The sequence below is a fragment of the Marvinbryantia sp. genome (genome assembly GCF_047017445.1).
GTDB lineage: Bacteria > Bacillota > Clostridia > Lachnospirales > Lachnospiraceae > Marvinbryantia.
The window spans coordinates 55768-71037 of record NZ_JBKXTT010000008.1 but is presented as its reverse complement, the minus strand read 5'-3'; the positions used below and the strand labels follow the sequence as shown (position 1 = coordinate 71037).

General features: G+C 52.3%; 16 protein-coding genes. All 16 read right to left on the bottom strand.

What is annotated here, in order from left to right; all coding sequences use genetic code 11:
• Nucleotides 1–4: 4 nt before the first annotated feature.
• The 16 genes from ACLU9Q_RS10965 to ACLU9Q_RS10890 all read right to left on the bottom strand — a co-directional run bounded on the left by ACLU9Q_RS10965 (nt 5) and on the right by ACLU9Q_RS10890 (nt 15175).
• The gene (locus tag ACLU9Q_RS10965; RefSeq protein WP_412625257.1) at nt 5–1462 is read right to left on the bottom strand and encodes a phage tail spike protein; all 1458 of its coding nucleotides are present in this window, start codon (nt 1460–1462) and stop codon (nt 5–7) included.
• Nucleotides 1459–2109 carry a hypothetical protein gene (locus ACLU9Q_RS10960; protein WP_158369673.1) on the bottom strand — a complete coding sequence of 217 codons (651 nt, stop codon included), beginning with the start codon at nt 2107–2109 and terminating at the stop codon, nt 1459–1461. Before ACLU9Q_RS10960 ends, ACLU9Q_RS10965 begins: the two co-directional genes overlap by 4 nt.
• Nucleotides 2106–5258, bottom strand: a complete 3153-nt coding sequence (locus ACLU9Q_RS10955) for a phage tail tape measure protein (protein ID WP_178670014.1) — start codon at nt 5256–5258, stop codon at nt 2106–2108. Before ACLU9Q_RS10955 ends, ACLU9Q_RS10960 begins: the two co-directional genes overlap by 4 nt.
• A gap of 53 nt (nt 5259–5311) precedes the next feature.
• Nucleotides 5312–5485, bottom strand: coding sequence for a hypothetical protein (locus ACLU9Q_RS10950; RefSeq protein WP_178670016.1), 174 nt, complete (start codon nt 5483–5485; stop codon nt 5312–5314).
• Nucleotides 5482–5856, bottom strand: coding sequence for a hypothetical protein (locus ACLU9Q_RS10945; protein ID WP_158370072.1), 375 nt, complete (start codon nt 5854–5856; stop codon nt 5482–5484). Before ACLU9Q_RS10945 ends, ACLU9Q_RS10950 begins: the two co-directional genes overlap by 4 nt.
• Nucleotides 5857–5859: 3 nt before the next feature.
• Entirely contained in the window at nt 5860–6453 is a 594-nt protein-coding gene (locus tag ACLU9Q_RS10940; RefSeq protein ID WP_158370074.1) for a major tail protein, read from the bottom strand.
• 5 nt (nt 6454–6458) lie between these two features.
• Nucleotides 6459–6776, bottom strand: a complete 318-nt coding sequence (locus ACLU9Q_RS10935; RefSeq protein ID WP_158370076.1) for a hypothetical protein — start codon at nt 6774–6776, stop codon at nt 6459–6461.
• The gene (locus ACLU9Q_RS10930) at nt 6776–7153 is read right to left on the bottom strand and encodes an HK97 gp10 family phage protein (RefSeq protein WP_158370078.1); all 378 of its coding nucleotides are present in this window, start codon (nt 7151–7153) and stop codon (nt 6776–6778) included. The genes ACLU9Q_RS10935 and ACLU9Q_RS10930 overlap by 1 nt, the downstream gene beginning before the upstream one ends.
• 10 nt (nt 7154–7163) lie before the next feature.
• Nucleotides 7164–7496, bottom strand: a complete 333-nt coding sequence (locus ACLU9Q_RS10925) for a phage head closure protein (protein ID WP_158370080.1) — start codon at nt 7494–7496, stop codon at nt 7164–7166.
• A gap of 14 nt (nt 7497–7510) precedes the next feature.
• Nucleotides 7511–7846, bottom strand: coding sequence for a head-tail connector protein (locus ACLU9Q_RS10920; RefSeq protein WP_158370082.1), 336 nt, complete (start codon nt 7844–7846; stop codon nt 7511–7513).
• Nucleotides 7847–7925: 79 nt separating this feature from the next.
• Nucleotides 7926–9146 carry a phage major capsid protein gene (locus ACLU9Q_RS10915; protein WP_178670020.1) on the bottom strand — a complete coding sequence of 407 codons (1221 nt, stop codon included), beginning with the start codon at nt 9144–9146 and terminating at the stop codon, nt 7926–7928.
• Nucleotides 9147–9218: 72 nt separating this feature from the next.
• A complete protein-coding gene (locus ACLU9Q_RS10910) occupies nt 9219–10058 on the bottom strand; it encodes a head maturation protease, ClpP-related (protein WP_412625255.1) in 840 nt (279 codons plus the stop codon).
• The gene (locus tag ACLU9Q_RS10905; protein WP_412625254.1) at nt 10055–11479 is read right to left on the bottom strand and encodes a phage portal protein; all 1425 of its coding nucleotides are present in this window, start codon (nt 11477–11479) and stop codon (nt 10055–10057) included. Before ACLU9Q_RS10905 ends, ACLU9Q_RS10910 begins: the two co-directional genes overlap by 4 nt.
• A gap of 104 nt (nt 11480–11583) precedes the next feature.
• Nucleotides 11584–11952, bottom strand: a complete 369-nt coding sequence (locus ACLU9Q_RS10900) for a hypothetical protein (protein ID WP_178670025.1) — start codon at nt 11950–11952, stop codon at nt 11584–11586.
• 89 nt (nt 11953–12041) lie between these two features.
• Complete coding sequence (locus ACLU9Q_RS10895) at nt 12042–14699, bottom strand: terminase TerL endonuclease subunit (RefSeq protein ID WP_412625253.1); 2658 nt, start codon at nt 14697–14699, stop codon at nt 12042–12044.
• Nucleotides 14699–15175 (bottom strand): phage terminase small subunit P27 family, encoded by a 477-nt coding sequence (locus ACLU9Q_RS10890; RefSeq protein WP_412625252.1) that lies wholly within the window; start codon nt 15173–15175, stop codon nt 14699–14701. Before ACLU9Q_RS10890 ends, ACLU9Q_RS10895 begins: the two co-directional genes overlap by 1 nt.
• Nucleotides 15176–15270: the final 95 nt, after the last annotated feature.

The window sequence follows — 15270 nt, the reverse complement described above, 5'->3', positions numbered from 1 at the left end:
CAAATTAAATGGTGACTTCACAATAAAAGGACGCATTATCGAACACGTCCTCGGTTGATATGGTTACGCTTTTCATTCCTTTATGCAACCCATCCCAATCGGCATCCGTTTCCACATTGCCGGACTTCCGGTGCCAGTTAAAAGAAGATTTGGGAAGGGTATCTGTGATATCCTTGTCCCAGGATAGCACCCTACAGGAAAGCCTGCTCATCTGCCCCTTATCCCGGAAGATGCTCGTGCCTTCCACCACCAGTTCTGTCCGGTACATTTTCGCTGTGGTGATATCCTCGACTTTCCCGAAGATGTTCTCGATCTTCTCCGTCTGCCCCAGGATATCCTGTTCCAGTGTGCTTAAGTTCTGGTTCTGCTTCGCACTGATGGCAGTCAGCCGGATACCGCTTGCCCCGATGCTAATGGTGTTGCCGGAAGGATTCAGATAATCCCGCGTCCTCTGGATGCACAGATACCTTCCGTCGATCCCATGGGGCGGGGAAGAACAGTACACATACTGCCTTGCATGGATATCCGCGATATCTGCCCCGGTATCGGATTCATCCACGATAGTCAGCTCCATGCTGGTGATGCCCTTCGCCAGTTCAGAAATCCTCGCTTTCGCCTTCCTGAGAAGGTTGGAAGAAAGCGTTACATCCTCCCACACTTCCGTTGCCCATATCCAGCCGATCTCCTTGACCGCATCTTCATCGAACACATAATTCTTCCCGTCGTTGGCAGCTTCAATGGTGACGCGCTCATCCGTTTCCACCTCATTGCCTTCCTCATCCGTGGTCTTGACCTTTGCCCCAAGGGGAATGAGTGCTGTCACCCGTTCCGTATGATCCTGGTTGATTTTTACATCGGTCAGGTTTTTCCCGTACTCCACTTTTTGAAGTGACGCCTCTGTAAAGTCCGCCAGGTAGTCCAAGACTTTTCCATCGGCTGTATACCGGAGCCGCAGATACCCTCCGTGTGTTTTCATGAGCTTATCCTTAATGGCATCCATCGTCATGGAATACTCAGAACAGCTGTAAGCCACATAATCATTGTTATCGGCTACCGTTACTTCCCCCACCGTGAACTGCTTCTGCTCCTCCACGGTTTTGTTGTGTTCGGTTATGAAATACTCGAAAAGCCCTCTTAAGCTCCCTTTGTAGTTATAGGGCGGCTGCTGGCTGTCTTTTAAATAGGAAAGAGCCGATTCACAGGTCCATGTGTGGGTGTTATAAAAATCACTGCCGTCATCCAGCGCCCGCCCCTCAAAGACCGTTTCATTTCCTTTCTTGCAAACGATCACAGAAGCCATTGGCTTAATTGCATTTAGATAGGGGTGGTTATAGGGAGCCGACAGCGTCAGGCTGTCAATGTTCTCCGCATCCTCTTCCACCTTCGCCTCCGTGACTGCCAGTTTCGATAACTGCGGATGGTAAAACAATGCCCCGTCCACATAGATACGGAATAATCTCATAGGCATCCCTCCCGGTACCGGAAGGTCACGGTTCCATTTCCAGTGACGGACACTACATTTCTTCCGGCCTGCAATTCCATTTCAGGAAATTCCCAAGTACCGGGGCTGACAGATTTTTGGAAGGTGTCTGTGCCGATCTGCCAGCCCAGTGCCGTTTCCGCCGTGGCTGTGATGACCGGGACCACAGGCATATAATCATTATCCAGAATGACATTCCCTCCGCCCGTAACTGTCACCACCGTTTCATTCACATGGTAGCGGTAGGAATCCCCATCGGAGCAGGAAACGGTAAGCTGCCCCTTCCTCGTTAGCGGATCATAAGCCGGGGACATTTCCAGTGTGCCGATGGCATACAGCCCCGGTTCCTCACTGCAAACCACTTTCACCAGATGCCCTGCAAACGGGTTCACCACCGCACTGACCTTTTGATTAAACTGCTCCCTGGTTCCAAGCATGGAAAGTATGATTTCAAAACTCCTGGGCTGGTAGGATACCCGCCCCAATGCTTCCGTGTACCGGATGGGGGAATTCCGTCCCGGCACTACAATGGTATTGGTCTGTGACTGGGGCGTCGGAAAGCTGATGCTCTCCCGCAGCCACCCAAGGCCAGACATCCACACGCTATCCAGTTTTATATCCGGCCTCATAAACTCAACCTCCTGTTCAACTTCTGCATCTGCCCCAGCTTACTGTCAATGGCCGGAAGCAGATGCCCTACCAAAGTTCCGTCCTCCAGATAAATGCCCTTGCTGCTGTTTGCCGCAATGACAGACAGATAGCGTTCCATCGTGCTGGTATCCATCCGGTTTGAAAGGATACTCTCCAGCTGACTGTAGAAACCTTTCAATGGCAGGATCGCTTCTGCCCCAGCTTCTCCGCCTGCCATCAGGTTCGTACCGTTCATCCCAAACAGAGTCGGGCGTGTCATGATACCGCCCTCTTTGTACCAGTCAATAGACAGGTGAGGCACGCTCGGCGGTGCAATAGACAGGCTGCCGGAAATCCTGAAATGCGGCAGCTTGATGTGCGGCAGGGAAATCTTCATGCTGGAGAAGAATCCGGTGATCTTATCCACAATACCCTTGATGGTGTTTTTCGCTGCCTCAATCGGAGTAATAATGGCAGTCTTGATGCCGTTCCAGACGGAAGTGGTGGTACTCTTGATGCCATTAAATACGGAAGTCACCGTACTCTTGACCGAGTTAAATACAGAGGAAACTTTGCTCTTGATGCCATCCACCACGGTCGAAATGGCGGATTTGATTCCGTTCCAGACACTGGACGCCACCGACTTAATGGCATTGAATACGGTAGTCACCACGGATTTTATCGTGTTCAGCACCGTTGAAATTTTCGTGCTGATCGCCGTCCAGATAGCCGAAATGACATTCTGGATCACGGACATTACGGACGAGATCACGCTGGAAACCGCACCGATTGCGGAAGATACCACCGATTTAATGGCGTTCCAGGCAGATATAATGATTTCCTTACAGTTCTCCCAGATAAACTGGAAAGGCAGCGTGATAATGTCGAAGGCAGCACTTAAAATGGAGCCGATCAGCATGATTCCTGTCTGCACCACATTTGTGATGGTCTCCCAAATACCAGAGAAGAAAGCTACAATGCCGTTCCAGATACCCTCGAAGAAAGTCTTGATATTCGTCCAGACCTCACTCCAGCTCGTGCCGAACCAGCCGAGGAACACGTCGACAATGCCCTGGATGATGCCGACCGCTGCCGAAAGGACACCCTTGATTCCCTCCCATACCCCGGAGAAGATTGTCTGGATGCCAGACCACATCTGCGACCAGTTTCCGGTAAACAGTCCGATAAATACATCCAGAATGCCAGTGAGCACGTTCAGCACCGTAGAGAGTACCGCAGCAATCGCCTGAAACGCACCTTCAAAGACCGGGGCAAGCAGGGAACAGAAACCGTTCCACACTGCCGAGAGCACCTGTGTGATGTCCTGGAAACTAAATCCCAAAGCATTCAGCCGGTCAACGATTCCCTGGCAGAAGGTACTGACGGTCTCTTTGATGGTATTCCACGTCCCAATGATGGCCTCCCGGAATCCCTCATTGGTATTCCACAGATGCAAAAATGCAGCCACCAGTGTCCCGATGACTGCCACCACCGCCACAACAGGGGCAGAGATACCGCCAATGGCAGCTCCCATTTTTCCAAACAGCCCTGTGCCGCCCTGCACCGCCACTTTCAGTTTGTTAAAGCCGTTCACCAGCTGTACAAACCCTTTCATAGCCGTGCCGATCTTGGCTATCGTGGTTCCGAGGATCACCAGGAACGGCCCAAGCGCCGCTACCAAAAGGCCGATCTTTAAGACCATCTCACGGGTGCCCTCATCCATGCCGTTTAACTTATCCACGAACTCCTGGATTTTCGTCACAATGTTACGGATGGCAGGCATCAGCATCTCACCAAAGGAAATAGCGAGCTCCTCCAGCTGGCTCTTTAAGATGGTAAGCTGCCCCATCAGGTTATCCTGCATGGTGGCAGCCATCTTTTCCGCAGTTCCGTCACAGTTATCAATAGCACCGCTTAACTTTTCAATATCCGCAGGGGCGGCATTCATCAAAGCAAGGAAACCGCTCATGGCATTCTTGCCCACAAGGGATTCTGCCGCCTGCGCCTTCTCAGATTCGGTCAATCCTCCAAACGCAACCCGGCAGTCTGCAAGGATATCCGACAGGCTTCTCATGCTGCCATCCGCATTTGTTGTGGCAATCGTCACATCCCCGATGGCCTGCCCGCTGATCTTCACTTCCCCGGCAAGATTGTTCATGATAGTACGAAGTGCCGTACCTGCCTGGGAGGACTTGATACCCGCATTCGCCATCAGGCCGATGGCTTCCGCCGTATCCTCCGCGGAGAAACCAAGTGCTCCTGCAATCGGCGCACAGTATTTGAACGTCTCGCCCATCATGCTGACATTCGTATTGGCATTAGAGGATGCCGCCGCCAGAATATCCGCAAAATGCCCGGAATCCGCAGCCGACAGTCCAAAGGCAGTCAAGGCATCCGTTACAATGTCCGATGTGGTCGCCAGGTCTTCACCACTGGCAGCAGCGAGGTTCATGATACCGTCAATACCGGAGATCATGTCTTTTGACTTCCATCCGGCCATGGCCATGTAATTCATGGCCTGCGCTGCCTCGGATGCGGAGAACTTCGTTTTCTCACCCATCTCGCGGGCCTTATCCCGGAGAGACTGCAGGTCGTTCCCGGTCGCGCCGGATACCGCTGCCACCTGGCTCATGGCAGAGTCAAAGTCCGCAGCCGTTTTCACCGCCGCAATGCCCAGGCCGCCGACTGCCGTGGAGATCGGCATAATCGTTTTTCCGACACCGGCGATAGAGTTTCCCAGGTTCTCCATCTTGCCGCCGATCTCGTCGATCTTGGCAAGGGCTGTACTGGTGGTTGCAGCCTCCTGCTGGAGCCGCTTTAATTCCTGCTCAGTTTCGATGATCTCACGCTGGAGGGCATCGTATTTGTCCTGCCCCAAGTCACCGTTCTCCAGCTGCTCCTTTGCCTGTGCCTGCGCCTGTTTTAAGGCATCCAGCTTTTCCTTTGTGGATGAAATCGCATCCTTCAGTAACTTCTGTTTCTGTGTGAGAAGTTCTGTGTTGGCGGGGTCCAGCTTCAGCAGCTTATTGACATCTTTTAGGGCACTCTGCGTATGCGTGATAGAAGAATTGACACTTTTCAGGGCCTTGTCTAAGCCTGTGGTATCGCCGCCAATCTCAATCGTGATGCCTTTGATCCTGCTCGCCACTGTTCCTCACCTCCAAGCATGTAAATGGCGCACCCGAACCGGATGCGCCAAAGCTAAAATTTATCGAAATCTTCCTGCGTGGCTTCACGGGCCACTTTTTTGTATTTCACATCATCGTTTCCTTTTTCCGTCCACATATCAATGACGAGACCAATCGTAAGAAGATCCAGGTCAGAGATCGCAATGCCAAGCTCCACACAACGCAGGAGGAACAGGGGCGTGGTCATTTCCCTTGTACTCCTGCCAACTCTTTTTTTGCCTGCACCTCCACCATCATGTTCTGTCCCCACAGTTCCAGAATCTGCGGCAGGACCTCATAGATGGAGAACATATCAAACTGGTCCAGCCATTCCTCAATGGTCGGAGGAATGGAATTGTCCGCATGATAAGCCATGATATAAGCCACGTTCTCGAATATCTCCAAGTCCTCGATCTGGAATTCCTCCCCGTCCTCGGTCTTGCCTTTATAGGATTTCTCCAGCTTGGAGAGGTCTTTGAAGATGTCCCTCTTAAACTTCGCCCGGTACAGTCGGGGAATGGTGGCCGAGGAACGGAACGCCACCTTTTTCCCACAGATTTCAATCTCACGTTTCAGCATTTTTTACGCTCCTTCCTGCCCTGACTCTTTTTCCGTCGGCAGATACACCGATTTATACCAGTTCGTATATGCCTCCTTGTCCGTGCTATCGCCCGTCCTGGCTTTTACAAGCCCATCCGAGCGGGGGTCTGCCGTGATCGACAGGGTTTCCGTTCCAGGCTCAATGGTGTCCTCTTTCGTCTCCGATTCAATGGACGGACGGGATGCCGAACAGTTATACAGCACATGGCGGATGGCATTCACATCCCCGTCAAACTCAAAGAGCAGGGCAAACTTCACGCTCTCGCCAACCCCGCTGTTTTCCACCAGGACACCCTTGCCATCCAGTTCCTCCTGCAAAATCTCCGTGCGGAACCACTCCGGGATCAATGCGATTTCCAGATCACCGCTGTATCCGTTGTTGGTCACGGAACGGAAATATACAATACCATCCGCATAGAACGGGCTGGATTCGCCCTCCGCATCCAGGCTGATACTCACCGCTCCGGGGATCGCCTTCGGTGCGGCATAGGTAAATGCGGTCACGCCGTCTGCCACAGTTTCTGTCAGCTTTGCGGCATGGACATTTTTCAGGTTATATTTGACTTTGTTTCCCATAGCCTTCATACCTCCATTTCATAAATCACTTCATACAGTTTCTCGGACTCGATGTAGGTTTCCGATTTCTCATAGAACAGCCCGTAAGCATCAAAGGCGGCTTCCAGCCGTTCTTCCAATTCCGGTGCCTTCTCGTCCGTATACAGCTCTACATCCAGCTGCTTTGCTTTGAAGTAGACCTTCCCGTCTGCCGCAAAGTTGTTGCTGCCGGGTGTCAGGTAGCAGATAAAAGGCGGCTGTGGTGACTCCCCTTCCGCAAAATGGTGGTATGCGAAGGGCAGCCCCGTGCCGCCTAACATGTTTGCAATCTCTTCATAATCCATCACGAAAGCCCCCTTTTAATCGCTGCTTCCAGTTCATTCACGGCATATTCCTCTGCCGGGGCGATATGTGGTTTTCCCGCCACCCGGCCGCCGCCGCGCTTGGCATGGCCCTTTTCCAGAAGGTGTGTCAGCCCCGGCTTGGTACGGTTATAGACCGTGATACTGACCTGCCCGGTTTTCTCCGAGGTCTTTTTGACCGCCCATCCCTTTTGATAACCGCCGGACTTGACCGGGGAGCCGGCCTGCGCCATTGCCTTCGTCTCTTTTGATACAGAATTCACCGCGGTTTTCACCACTTCATCCGTGACCTTTTTATACTCATCCAATGCGGACATGATCTCGCTGGAGAGCTGGTCTACCGATATTTTCTTTGCCATCGCTGCCTCCTCACTGCCTTGGTTCCCTCCGGCATTTGAACCGGATCTCCTTCTTCCGGTAATTCATCAGGTCCACCGACTCAATGTCATAAACTTCTCCCCGGAACCTCACACGGAAGCCTGTGGAAGTGACAGCGGCGGTCTCACTGCACCAGCGCACCGTAAAGGTGACGGAGCGCTCCTCGCTGGATACCTCGCTTTCCTTCTCCTCTGCCTGATAGGTGGAAGCATAGGCATAACAGGAAAAGTAGTGGGTCCATGTGTTCTTATGATTCCCAATGGCATCCGTAACGACTGCATTCTTCTCAATCGTTATCCGCTCATTCAGCTTTGAAATCTCCATGCCTGCCTCTCCTTTCAAAGAACACCTTCCCGGATGGAAAACAAAAGGGAGCGGAGCGTCAGGGTAAGCCCATGATGGTCCGCTTCCTCCCGGTGTTCATACAGATAGGCGAGGGCATACAGCACCGCCACTTTCATCACTTCCCGTATCCGGGAAAGTTCTTCTTCCGTGTACGATGCCGTATCCTCTGTTTCATCCGCATCTACTGCTGCCCACTGTTCATCCGTAAGCCTCGCCACATCCGCACACAGTTTCCCGGCAGAAGTTAAGAGGATGCCGACCACGGCATCCTCATCCGATGAATCCACACGCAGATAGGTCTTCGCTTCTTCCAAGGTTACCAATGCCACGGCTGCATCCTCCTCTCTCTCATCAGCAGATGGCAGGCATATACATATAACCACCATCTGCCATAATCTTTCCGCCTTATCAGGAACCGCTGGATGCGCTGCCCTTCATCTGGAGCACCTGCACCGCTTCCGGCAGGATCAGCTTGCCGTCCACACGCTGCGTGGAAAGGAAACCTACCTGGTCCGTGCGGGCATACAGCTCATTCAGGCGGCGGAAGGTTCTGCTCTGGCGGTCTGCGATCCAGTAGTAGCTGTAATCGCCAAAGGCCAGCACCTTGTTTCCCGCTGCCACGGCGGGCATAAAGGCAGAGGTCTTCAGCGGACGGTTCAGGAGTGTATCCGGCTTGCCGATCTCAAGGCCCGGCTTCCAGATATAGTTGCCATTGTTGTCTTTTAAGGTCATCAGCTGCAGCACCACCGCCTCGTTGCACAGGAACTCCGCTTTCTTGCGGTATGGTGCTTTCAGCGCATAGTACAGCTGGAAGATTTCATCAAAGGTCAGCTTGGTCTGCGTTCCTGCGGTTACGCCCACCTTCGCCCCGGCATCATCCAGGATGCCCAGCGGCTTGCCCACACCGTCCCCGGTAATGAATGCCTTCTCCTCCGCGTTGCCCATACGCACACCAAAACGGCGGGCGATATAGGTCGCAAGGTCAAACGCGGAATCGTTCAGAAGCTCATTGGAAACCTTGATCATGGTGCCCAGCTTATAAGCCGACAGCATGGTCTGTCCAAACGTGGTGTCACTCTCCGGGATTTCCTCCCCTTCATCGATCCAGCTGGCCTCCCCGGTGTCCTCCGCAATCGGAATCTTACGGGTGCCGGAACTGGTACGGATCACATTCGCCATGCTTCGGAAGATGTTATTCTCCTCCAGTGCCTCCACCAGTTTCTTTTCAAACTCATCCGGCACGGTGTATCCGCCTTCCGTATCGACACCGACAGACAGGGCGTTGCGCACCTCGCCGTAGTTGCCACGGTTGCGGATCATGTCCCAGAATGCATTCTTATACTCCTCCGTCCCGGTCGGGCTGGTGTTCTTATCCTTCGGGCTGCCGTTCTTCGGATTTCCATGCACCGGATTAGAGGTCGGGGCCGACAGCTTGGCGTCAAACTCCGCCTGCTGCTCCAGACGCTCGATCTCCGCACCCAGGTCTTTGACCTCCTGGGCCATTTTGTTGTACTGCTCCACCGCATCGGCGGCTACAAGGCCGTTCTCCCCGCGGTGCTGCTCCAGGAATGCCTTGGTCTGCTCCCAGAGGGTATTGCGCTTGCTTCTCAGTTCAAGAATCTTACTCATTGTCATTTCCTCCATAAAAAATGTGATTTTGGGTATAAAAAGAGCCGGATATGTCTGTTTCAGGCTTTTGCCTTACTTCAAACACTCCAGCTGTTTTTCTAAGATCAGGTATGGCACACTGCCATCTTCCGTTGTACCGTCCATGCGGATAGCCGGTGCGGGCGGTTTCCCATCCTCCGGCCCCAGAGGTTCCGGGTGTGTATCCACAGGCGAATTCTCAGGAGGTTTCCCACTGTTCACCCCGAGGCGGTTCAGGATCGTCAGCCCCATCTGTCTGGTGGAATAAAGCTGTGCCTCCAGATGGATGCCCGGCTTTTCCTCTTCCTCCTCTGTTTCTTCCTCCCCGCCTTCTTCCTCTTTTTCCGGTTCTTCCGCATCAAAGAGGATTTCATCCGCGAACCCCAGTTCCACTGCCTTTTTCGCATTCATCCACGTCTCATTGGACATCAGGTTGGAAATGCGGCTGTGGGACAATCCGCTCTTGGCAGCATAGGCGTTAATGATACTCTCCTTCACTTCATTGAGCGTATGAATTGCCCGCTCCATGTCTTTGGTATTGCCATAAGCGATGGTGCTGGGATCATGGAGCATCAGCATTGCCACAGGGGACATCAGCACTCTACTTCCAGCCATCGCTACCACAGAGGCAGCAGAAGCGGCAATGGCGTCAATCTTGACGGTAACCGCGCCTTTATAGTCCCGGAGCATCGTATAAATCTCCGCTGCCGCGAACACATTTCCGCCGGGGCTGTTGATCCAGATGGTAATATCGCCCTCTCCTGATTCCAGTTCCTCCCGGAATGCCTTTGGTGTTGCCTCATCCCCCCAGAAGGATTCCTCATCAATCGGTCCTTCCAGACGGAGCACCCTGCCGCCGGCTTCATTATGAATCCAGTTCCAGAATTTCTTCATCGTTTCCGTTTCCTTTCTTTCGGTTTTTGCGGCGTACTCTCACTCCGCCTGTTCTCACTGTCAGGTGTCTCTTCCTCCGGCTGTTCCTTTGGCTCGGCCTTCTGCCGGTTCTGCTCCACAGCTGCCTGCTTCACCTGGGCATATTTTCCAGCGTCCCGTAGTTTCACATAACCGCCGTTCAGGTAATAGTCGTCTCCTCCCTCTTCTGCCGGGATCAGGTCCATATTCTCTAGGCGATGGATGTCATTAGGGCTTAAGAAACCGTTACTGATGCCGGTGGCGTAACCGTTCATCCTGCTCTGGTAATCGCCACGCAGCAATCCATCCACGTTAAACTTAGGAAACAGCACATCCTGTTCCTCGGTAAGTAGAAGGTCTTTGATGATTGCCTGCTCGAACCGCACCAGCCAAGGAGTCAGTGTGTGTACCACAAAATTCAGTGACTGGTTCTCAATATTAGAGAAAGTCGCTCTCTGTAAGTCCTGGACCATATGCGGCGGCACCCGGAAGATACGGCAGATTTCTTCCACGCCAAACTGCCGGGTGGAAAGGAACTGGCTATCCTCTGGCGGTAATGAAATAGACTTATACTGCATCCCCTCTTCGAGCACAGCGACCTTATGGGCGTTATTTGTACCGCCATATACCGATGTCCAGTTATCCCGGATCTTCTGCGGGTCTTTTAAGACACCCGGATGCTCCAGCACACCGCTTGGCTGTGCCCCGTTTTTGAAGAAAGAGGAACCATACTTCTCTACAGCCAGCGTGGTTCCGAGGCTGTTCTTCATCATGGCAATCGGGGAAAATCCCACGAGTCCATTAAACCCAAGTCCGGGAATGTGTAGGATTTCATCTTTTCTAAAATAGATATCCTGGTTCTTTTCCCCCGGCACTTCATCCGTGTAAGCGTGGTAAATATAGTAAAGCTGCCCCTGTTCGTCACGGTCTACCTCCACATTCTCCGGGAGCAGCGGATACAGCCCAAGGACCTGATTCCTGCCATCCCGGATGATCTGGCAGTAAGCATTCCCCCACAAAAGCAGATGTGTCATCAGCGTTTCCCGCCAGGTAAAGCTGCTCATCTCATCATTGGGCTGCCGGTATAAAATCCGGTAAAGCGGATGGTCTGCGGCTCTTTCCTTGCCTTTCCCATCATCCGTGTACCGGTACAGATGCAGCGGCAATGCTGCCACTGTTTCTGCCAGAACTCTCACACAGGCATATACCGTGGAAATCTGCATGGCAGACTGCTCATCCACCTTTTCCCCGCTGCTTGCAGTCCCAAAAGAAAAAATCTGCCCGGAATCACGGACGCTGTCCGTCACCTCCGGCAGATTTTCCTTTGTTCTGTTCTCCTCCGGTCTGTCTTCCTCTGGCGCATCCCTGGGTTTTGAAAAACCCATCCATTCTAAAAATCCCATTGGATTATTCCTCCCATACGGGAAACGCAGAAACACCCCAGTCCATAAGGACCAGAGTGTTTCTGCATTTCCTGTCAATAAACTGTTCTCATTCTAAATTGTTCTTATTCCGCCTCCACAGGCAGTGCATCGATAAGCTCCGACCAGAAATCGTGCAGGTATTCCGCCGCCTGCTGGATCACCGTGGCATATGGTTCTTCTGCCTCCGCCGCGCTGTTTCTCATCCAAAGCACCGTATCATCCGCAAGTTCAGGTGTTGCTGTTACGAATACCGCTTTCCTCATTTCTTTTCCTATATGCGGCAGTTCCGCCTCCAGCGTGTCCCTCGCATAGACCGCCTCCTCTTTGGTGATCTTCCCGATGGCGCAAAGACTCAGGATGGCACTTTGCAGAAGCCCGGTATCCCGGTCTGCCCCCTGCCATTCCGTGTTCCACATCGTTTCCATGATTAGCTTTACCCTGTTATTTTCCATCTAAAAGGCTCCTTTCTCTTTAGGGTAGCCTATCTATCACTCTGGATGGGCGGAAAGTCAAGTTCTTATTTTCATCCTATGAAGACCATCTAAAAAACAAGCAGACCTCGGTCAGGATCATCATAGATGCTGCCCTGCTGTTCTCCGGCGTTACGGATACAGCGGTCAAGGGCCATAATGGATGCAACAATGCCATCGATCTTCTCCGGTGATTTTACCTTTGTCGGCTTGATATTCTCTGCCGGGTCTGTTTCCACCACTACATTGCCAGCCATCCACCTCAGGACCGGGTTGCCGCCATGGATGATCTTCCCTTCCATCAGCAGCTTATAAAATTCCTTGGTAGGGGGAGACATGTCTTTGAACCCCTGGCCGAATGGAACAACTGTAAATCCCATCCCTTCAAGGTTCTGTACCATCTGCACCGCTCCCCAACGGTCAAAGGCAATCTCTAAAATGTGGTAGGTTTCCCCCAGTTTCTCGATGAATTTCTCAATGAACCCATAATGGATGACATTCCCCTCCGTTGCCAGAAGATATCCCTGTTTCTGCCAGACATCATAGGGAACACTGCCGCGCCGCACACGCAGGGGGATGGTTTCCTCCGGTATCCAGAAAAACGGGAGCAGAATGTATTTCTCGTACTCATTTCTCGGCGGGAATATCAGGACAAATGCTGTGATGTCACCGGTGCTGGATAAATCCAGCCCGCCGTAACAATCACGTCCTTTCAATGCCTCCATATCGATTGGGATGTTCCCCAGGTCAAAAATCTGTTCGGGAATAAAACGAGTCAGACTGGACACCCACATGTTCAAACGCAGCTGTTTGAACACATTTTCCTCTGCCGGGTTCTGCAGTGCCTCCCGGTATGCTTCCCGGACACGGTCAATCTGGATTGTCTGTCCAAGGGATGGATTCGCCTTATACCAGTTTTTCTCATCATGCCAGTCATCCTCATCTGTCAAGCCGAACACCACGGGGTAGAAAGTAGGATCGATCTTCCGGCCGGCAAGGATATCTACAGCCTTCGTGTGCAGTTCATAACAGATGGATTTTTTTTCCGTCCCGGCCGTGGTGATCAGAAAGAACAAAGGCTGTTCCCTGGCATCGCCGGAGCCTTTTGTCAGGACATCATATAATTTCCGGTTCGGTTGAGCATGCACTTCATCCAGCACCAGCCCGCTCACATTCAAGCCATGCTTGGTGCCGACCTCTGCGGAAAGCACTTGATAGAACCCGGCATTCGCATAATTCACGATCCGCTTGGTGGCTCCCATGATCTTGCTCCGCTTCATCAGCGCAGGCGTCATCCGTACCATCTGGTTTGCCACGTCAAAGACAATGGATGCCTGCTGACGGTCTGCTGCTGCCCCATAAACCTCCGCTGACGGCTCATTATCCGCATACAGAAGGTAAAGGGCAACCGCCGCTGCAAGTTCACTGTTATGGGTAGGAACCATGCTCCGTCCTGCAAGGTACTGGTGGCTTGGGCTGTCTACCTGGATACACTGCATCTTCACCGGACGGCTGAGTGGCTGTATATCTTCCAGATAATGAAAACAGGAACGCGTTCGTTTGACACGTTCCCTGCTTCTTTCACTCTTTCGTCTTAATCTTGATGTTGGCTGGTCATCAAATGTGGTAAATCGGATCTGATACAAAGTTTCCCCTGTCGGAACCCCTCTTCTGGTCGAAGGCGTGGTCGTCATGGCATTTTTAATACCAAGACTCCATAACAGTTCCCGGACAGATTCCGCAAGCTGCCGGATCGTACTGACATATACACTCTGTGCTTTCCTATCTCCGATGCACCCATCCGAATCCATAAGTCCCTGCAGCAATTCCCACCGCTGTGTTTCCGACGCACGGAGGTATTCCGGCCGGATGACTTTATCCCGGAAACTCGGGACAAGTATCTTCTTAAGCTCAAAATACACCAGTCTCTCACTTCCCCCACAAACTTGGGGATACCTGTTGTGCAGCTGGTATGGAATAAATGCGATTAAGTCATCTACATCACAGTTCCGTACCGTTATTTCCGGCCGGTTCGCACTGCCATTCCCAAGCCAATAGCCATATAGATACGGATCAACCGGAATTTCTGCCTCCTGCGTTTGAAGCGCGCCACACACCGGAATGCGTATCAGCGATTCCCGCTGTGCCTCCGGCCGGTCAGAAAACCTCTGCCGGTATCGCATCGTCCTTTTGTAAATTTCACCCGTTGTCCACTGCACGGCTTTCCGCTTCCCATAAATATATTCTGCATTCCACAGATGCCTTTCCCCCGCAACAATCGAACTTCCATCCTTAAATGTGATCCGGTATGCCTGTTCCTTGTCATCGACCTCGCTTTTTGCGACCACATGGCACGGCTTCCCCATTTCGTCAAAGACAATATCCCCAACCTGCAGGTCCCCCATCGAAGTGAAACCCTCCGGTGTTGGAATTGGAGTATCAAGCGCCAGTTCTTTTCCATTCTTTTTTCCGATTTCAACAAAAGCAGTCAGAAACTGCCGGTTCCCGTCCTCTTTCACCACACCAAAAACGTCACGGATGATCTGCTCCTGCCAAGGTAGCAGCCAGAAGCGTTTCCCTGCCCATTTTCCTTTGGTGTGTCTTAAGTTTTCTATGAACTTCACTGCCCGGTCTGCTTTCACTTTCTCATAATGGGAATCCGGCAGCATAAATTTTGTCGGCTGATAGTTTTTGAGTTTGGGGTAATCCTTTGGTCTTGTCTCTGCCATCAGCTTCCACCTCCCAACAGTTCCTCCATTTCATCCACAGCACCACCCCGGCTGTCTGTATCCGCAATGATCCGGCTCCGGGAGGAAGGCGTCAGACCAAACTGCTCGGCAAAGCGGTTCATGATTTTCAGATAGGTCTGGGCAATGCTTACCTGCGGCACCTGCTGCCAGTAACCAGATGGAGTCTTTACGATAGAGCCATGCTGCGTGATGAATTCCTCCGCCTCTTTCCACCGGGCATACGCCTGACAATATCCGGCAAAAGCGGCCATATCTACTTCCGTCAGGATGCCGATCTGCTCCATCTGCTTTGCCAAACGCCGCCACTCCTTCTTTGCCTCCGGCTCCAGCCACTTCGGGCAGGACGGAGCCTTCTTGGCTGGTTTCGGTTCTTTCGCATTCAATGGACGCTTGCCCGGATTCCCCTCCAGCTCTTTCACTGCTGTAGGTGTCGGTTTTCTTCCCCTTGTCGCCATCCGGCATCCCTCCTTTCCTCAAAAGGCAAACAAAAAGGACCTCCAAAGAAGTCCTCAAGTAAAATCAATCTATATAAAATCGGGGATAACGAGAC